This window comes from Streptomyces sp. MK37H, from assembly GCF_018035285.1.
Classification (GTDB): domain Bacteria; phylum Actinomycetota; class Actinomycetes; order Streptomycetales; family Streptomycetaceae; genus Streptomyces; species Streptomyces endocoffeicus.
Window position 1 is genome coordinate 1 of sequence record NZ_JAAAYH010000543.1, and the last position, 5,042, is coordinate 5,042.

At 69.4% G+C, this 5,042-nt stretch carries 7 protein-coding genes; 4 read left to right on the plus strand and 3 right to left on the minus strand.

Features of this window, described 5'->3' with window-relative positions; translation table 11 throughout:
• Together GWI24_RS40095 and GWI24_RS40100 are read right to left on the minus strand one after the other, a co-directional pair.
• The coding region (locus tag GWI24_RS40095) for a copper amine oxidase (RefSeq protein WP_308344249.1) at positions 1–1,109 on the minus strand (1,109 nt) is incomplete at its 3' end.
• 14 nt (positions 1,110–1,123) lie between these two features.
• The gene (locus tag GWI24_RS40100) at positions 1,124–1,933 is read right to left on the minus strand and encodes a hypothetical protein (RefSeq protein ID WP_210950953.1); all 810 of its coding nucleotides are present in this window, start codon (positions 1,931–1,933) and stop codon (positions 1,124–1,126) included.
• A 315-nt stretch (positions 1,934–2,248) separates the two neighbouring features.
• On the opposite strand from GWI24_RS40100, the gene GWI24_RS40105 reads away from it, so the two are divergent.
• Entirely contained in the window at positions 2,249–2,662 is a 414-nt protein-coding gene (locus tag GWI24_RS40105) for a helix-hairpin-helix domain-containing protein (RefSeq protein WP_210950954.1), read from the plus strand.
• On the plus strand, positions 2,659–2,973 hold the full coding sequence (locus GWI24_RS40110; RefSeq protein ID WP_308344250.1) for a hypothetical protein: 315 nt from the start codon (positions 2,659–2,661) through the stop codon (positions 2,971–2,973). Before GWI24_RS40105 ends, GWI24_RS40110 begins: the two co-directional genes overlap by 4 nt.
• Before the next feature lie 16 nt (positions 2,974–2,989).
• Here the strand turns inward: GWI24_RS40110 and GWI24_RS40115 are convergent, their stop codons facing one another.
• Positions 2,990–3,730, minus strand: a complete 741-nt coding sequence (locus GWI24_RS40115; RefSeq protein WP_210950955.1) for an SDR family oxidoreductase — start codon at positions 3,728–3,730, stop codon at positions 2,990–2,992.
• A 140-nt stretch (positions 3,731–3,870) separates the two neighbouring features.
• Here GWI24_RS40115 and GWI24_RS40120 point away from each other — a divergent pair, with 140 nt between their 5' ends.
• Both GWI24_RS40120 and GWI24_RS40125 read left to right on the plus strand, forming a co-directional pair.
• The gene (locus tag GWI24_RS40120; protein ID WP_210950956.1) at positions 3,871–4,449 is read left to right on the plus strand and encodes a TetR/AcrR family transcriptional regulator; all 579 of its coding nucleotides are present in this window, start codon (positions 3,871–3,873) and stop codon (positions 4,447–4,449) included.
• Between the two features lie 64 nt (positions 4,450–4,513).
• Positions 4,514–5,042 (plus strand): helix-turn-helix domain-containing protein (locus GWI24_RS40125; protein WP_210950957.1); only part of this gene is annotated, 529 nt, incomplete at its 3' end.

The window sequence follows — 5,042 nt, forward strand, 5'->3', positions numbered from 1 at the left end:
GGGTCGGTCAGCTTCTCGTCGCCGGTGTACTTGTCGACCGAGGTGGCGCAGTCCGGGGCGGTGTTGCCGTAGGCCAGCCGCTCGCACTCCCGGTACTGCGTGAAGTACATGTCGTGGTGGGTGAACTCCTCGGTCTCGTGCGGCCCCCGGTACTGATCGCTCCGGTGGTTGTCGATCTCCCAGGACTTGGCGTGGCCGTCGGAGTTCTCGGCGGCGGGGTTCACCACCCGCCAGAAACGGGTGGGCGCGAGGTCCGCCGCGGTCTCACGGGAGAACACCGTGCGCTTGGTGGTGCGCGCGGCCGTGCCGCTGCCCAGGTAGTCGTATTGCTCCACGGTGTTCTTCGACTGTCCGTCGACGGCGAAGTCCAGCCGCCAGAAGATGTTGTGCGAGTGGTTCTCGCTGAACCGGGTGGAGCCCACCCCGGTCGGCCAGCCGCTGCTCGCGTCGGAGAACTGGAACGGCGAGAGGCTTCCGGTGGCGCCCGACCGGGGGGTGATGGAGCCGTCGTCCGAGAAGCGCCACTCGGTGATGTAGTCGTACCAGCCGATCTCGGAGACCGAGAAGACGACCAGGTCGGTGCCGTGCAGCACGCCCTTCTCCACGGCGCTCTTGTAGGCGAACGGCCGGGGCTGCTCCTCGACGCACAGCACCGGGGTGTCACGGAAGTCGCGCAGCCGCCCGTCGGGGCAGTCCTTGGCGCTGAGCCGGGTGAGCGTGCCCTGCTCCAGATCGCCGAAGCCGATGGCCGAGACATCGTAGAAGCGCGGCTGACCGCTGTCGTAGGGCACATGCACCTCGGCCAGCGAGGCGCTCTTGAGGACCCGGGTGGGGGTGGAGCGGTTCGGGGTGTAGATCACATCGCTCAGCACCGCACCGGTGTTGCGGTCGATGTCCCAGCACATCTGCCACCTGGCACCGTTCTTGAGGGTCGTGTCGATGCGATCCGCGGCGGGGCAGGACGGGGCCGCGGCGGCCCTCGCGGGCCCGGCGGAGGCCGGGCCCGGCACCCACAGGGCCAGCAGTCCCACCACGGCGATCAGCACACGGGCACGCCACAGCGGATGGGCACGCCGAAACACCCGGGCACGCCGGAACAGACTGGACACGGACAAGGCTCCCCTCACAGGCCGATGACGGCGGCGCGCCTGGCCGACAGATCGATGACGATCCGGCTGGTGTCGATCCACTTGCCACCCGGAACGCGCACGAACAGCTGCACACACCGGTGCTCACCGCACCGGGACACCTTCCGGGCGCCGTCCACCCCCTCGGCCCGGGAGCCGAGGAACGACATGCTCTGGAGGCGCAGTTGGGCGGGCGAGGTCAGCCGCTTCCCGGTCTGCGAGGCGTAGGACTCGCGCATCCCCGGGCCGAGCCGGCGGTCGGCGAGAATGACCTTCACCGCCTCGCGGGCCTCGGCCAGGGTGGGAGGCGGCTGGACGCCGTGCCGGCGGACGGAGTCGAGGACCTTCTTGGAGCGCAGATCGACCACCCTGGTGATGAGGGTGTCCGAGGCGTAGTCGTAGAGCTGGACCTCGGCCCGGCTGTCGGTGTCGGAGGACGCCGACTCGGCCCGGGGCGGACGGCGGGTGTCCAGCGGCTCGGCGCCGGAGCCGCCCGCGGCGTTCCGCTCCCCGTCGCCTTTCTCTGTTGCCTTCTGACGGTCCTTCGCGGTCCCGGGCTTGGTGGCGGCGTCGATGGCGATGCGGGACGCCTCGCGCGATTCCTCGGATGTCAGCCGGCCGGAGTGTGAGGTGACGACGGCCGCGGGCTCCGAGGCATCGGAGGCGGGCGATCCGGCCGTCCGGAGGGCGGCGATCCCGCCGCCCGCCAGCACCGCCGTCAGAGCCAGCGCCGCGGATACGCGCCATCTCCGGTGACGGCGCCTCCTGGTATCGGCCGCACCCTTGTCCGTCGCGTTGTCTGTCATCACCCAGCCGTTCCCGTTGTCGGTCAAGTGAGCCCGGTGGGGCTCGCGGTGACAGCACTCGGCCGGATACCGGATTGTCGCTGGTGCGTTTCCCGCCGTGCAGACGGGATTCAGGCCGCTGACAACGGCTCGCGCGGACTCCCCCCGGACTCTTCGCTGTCCACTGTCAGCTCACGCTTTCACCACTCCGGTCGGCATAACAGTCGCATTTGTCATCAAGCGGCTGTGAGAAACGCATGTCCCCATGAGCGGCCGAGCGGCCGCAAAGCGATGACGGGGAAGGCTCGGGGGAAGGCTCTCTGCCATCATGCTCACATGAGCCATTCGATCACCATTCGATGTGACATCTGTGGCGCCACTCATTCCTCCTCAGCGGCCGACAGCGTCGGTGCGCTTCGCGAAGTCATCGTCCAAATGAGCTGGTCGAGGGCGCGATGGGATGGCCGGGTGATCGATATGTGCGGTGGGTGCGGCGCCCGGGAAATGGCGCCGAGCGCGCCCGGACGGCGCTGCGGTTCCTGTGAGGGAGGCGAACTCTTCGATGTCCTCGGACACGACAGAATCGGACATCGTTTGGCCAATGCATTACTCAGGGCCGGTATCGATAATCTCGAACTACTCTCCGGTTTCTCCGCGCGTCAGCTTCGTGATCTGGACGGTATCGGTGCCGTGAGCGCACGTCACGCACTCAATCGTCTGCACTCCGCACCGAACGAAAGGCGATCGTGAGCGAATATTCCACCGGAACATCCGCACGGCCCGCTCTGTACGGCAGTCGGCGGCACCGGGTGCTGTGGGTGGTGGGCGTGGTGTTTTCGGCCGGGCTGCTGGCGCCGCCGTTATTCCTCGGCGCCGCCCGAAAGGGGATCGTGCCGCGTACCGTACCCGCCGGATACGCGGTGGCCATCTATCCGATCGCGCTCGGACGGCAGTGGCTGCCGGACCCGGGGGACTGGATCTCATGGACGCTCGCGGCCGTGGTGCTCACCGCGGCCGTCCATGCCGCGCTCCTGGACACCGGCCGCACCCCCGCCGGTTGACCCCCGGGCGCGGCGCTCAGCCCTGCGCCGTGGGACGGACCACGATCTCGCCGACGTCGACACCGGCCGGCTGCTCGATGGCGAACGCGATGGCGCGGGCGATGGCGTCCGGGGAGATCGCGATCTTGTCCATGCCGGCCTGGATCCCGCTCCTCGCGTCCGGGTCGGTGATGGAATCCGCGAGCTCCGTCCGGATGAACCCCGGCGAGACGGTGGTCACCCGCAGCGTCTCGCCGGCCTCCTGGCGCAGCCCTTCGGAGATGGCGCGTACGGCGTTCTTGGTGCCGGCGTAGACCGACATCGTCGGGACGATGCTCAGCCCGGCGGTGGAGAGGATGTGCACGAAATGCCCGGAGCCCTGCTCACGGAAGACGGGCAGGGCCTCGGCGATGCCGTACAGCACCCCCTTGATGTTGACGTCGACCATCGCCTCCCAGTCCTCGACGCGCAGATCGTCGAGGGCGGAGATCGGGCTGATACCCGCGTTGCTGACCAGGACGTCCAGCCTTCCGTACCGTTCGCGTGCCGTCGCGACCAGACGGGACAGATCCGCGCGCCGCTTCACATCCGTGACGACGGCGACGGCCTCGCCGCCCGCCCCGGCGATCCTCGCCGCCAGTGCCTCGATGCGGTCCGACCGCCGCGCCGCGAGGACGACCTTGGCGCCGCGCTCGGCCAGCAGCAGCGCGGTCGCCTCGCCGATACCGCTGCTCGCGCCCGTAATGGCGACGACCTTGCCTTCGATACCCGATGTCATGAGGGTTCCTTCCAGGGAAAACCGCAGGGGGAAAGGGGGAGCGGCGATGGCCTACAGTGGGAAGTGGAGGCGCCGCCACTTCACCCCACACTAAGTGGGTGCTCCTCCACTTAGCAACCGGGGAATGAGGAGAGTCGCCGATGGCCAGGGATCCAGGGCGCCCGCTGCGGGCCGACGCACAGCGCAACCGGGAGAAGATCCTCTCCGCCGCGGTGCGGGTGTTCGCCGAGGAAGGGCTGGACGCCCATCTCGAGCGCATCGCCAAGGAGGCGGGCGTGGGCACCGGCACCCTCTACCGGAACTTCCCGACCCGCGAGCTGCTGATCGAGGCCGCCTACCGCAATGAGCTGGCCCGGCTCTGCGGCGCCGCCCCCGAACTGCTGGCGGCCCTGCCCCCGCGCGAGGCCCTGCGGGCGTGGCTGGCCCGCTTCATGGACTACGCCAACGCCAAGCTGGGCATGGCGGACGCGCTGCGCGGCGTGGTCGCGTCGGGCGTCAATCCGTACGCCCGGAGTCACGAGATGATCCAGGACGCGCTCTCACGGCTGATGGACGCCGCCGTCGCGGCCGGTGTGATCCGGTCGGACATCAGCGCCACCGACATGTTCGCCGCTCTCACCGGCATCGCCCTCGCCTCGGGGAAGCCCGAACAGCGGGAGCAGGCCGACCGCCTCCTCGATCTCACCCTGGACGGGCTGAGCGCCGGATCCGGTCAGTAAAGATTTCTGAGTTTTCAGTTCAGACTCTTGTGCCAGCCGCTCAGCGTTCTTAGCGTGTGCGGCCATGGAGAACGAACACGCCCCGGACCGGGCCGCGGGAACCGGCGACGAGTCCGTGGGCGACCGGCTGCGCGCGCTGCGCAAGGCACGCCGGCTGACGCTGCGGACCGTCGCCGAGGCCGCCGGGATCAGTGAGGGCTATCTCAGCCAGATAGAGCGCGGGCAGGCCAATCCCAGCATCGCCACCCTCCAGCAGGTCGCTGCCGCGCTCGGCCTGAAGGTGGCCGACCTGTTCGGCGACGACTTCACCAGCGGCCCGAGCGTGCTGCGCGCCGAGGAGGCGCCCCGGCTCGCCCTCGGGGTGCTCGGCGGGCGCAAGTTCCGGCTGACCCCGGGGCCGCAGCACCATCTCGAAGTGTTCCTGGGGGAGTTCGACGCCCATGGCTCCACCGGAGAGACCCTCTACAGCCACGGTGACTCGGAGCAGTTCCTGTACGTCCTCGAGGGCACGGTCGGGCTCCAGCTCGGCGAGCGCTCCTTCACCCTCGGCGCCGGGGACAGCATCCGCTACTCCTCGGCCGTACCCCACCGGT

Bases quoted from the DNA above. Each gene is read 5' to 3' on its own strand.
- GWI24_RS40115 (WP_210950955.1), bottom strand. From the start codon at position 3,730: ATGACATCGGGTATCGAAGGCAAGGTCGTCGCCATTACGGGCGCGAGC.
- GWI24_RS40120 (WP_210950956.1), top strand. From the start codon at position 3,871: ATGGCCAGGGATCCAGGGCGCCCGCTGCGGGCCGACGCACAGCGCAAC.
- GWI24_RS40105 (WP_210950954.1), top strand. From the start codon at position 2,249: ATGAGCCATTCGATCACCATTCGATGTGACATCTGTGGCGCCACTCAT.
- GWI24_RS40100 (WP_210950953.1), bottom strand. From the start codon at position 1,933: ATGACAGACAACGCGACGGACAAGGGTGCGGCCGATACCAGGAGGCGC.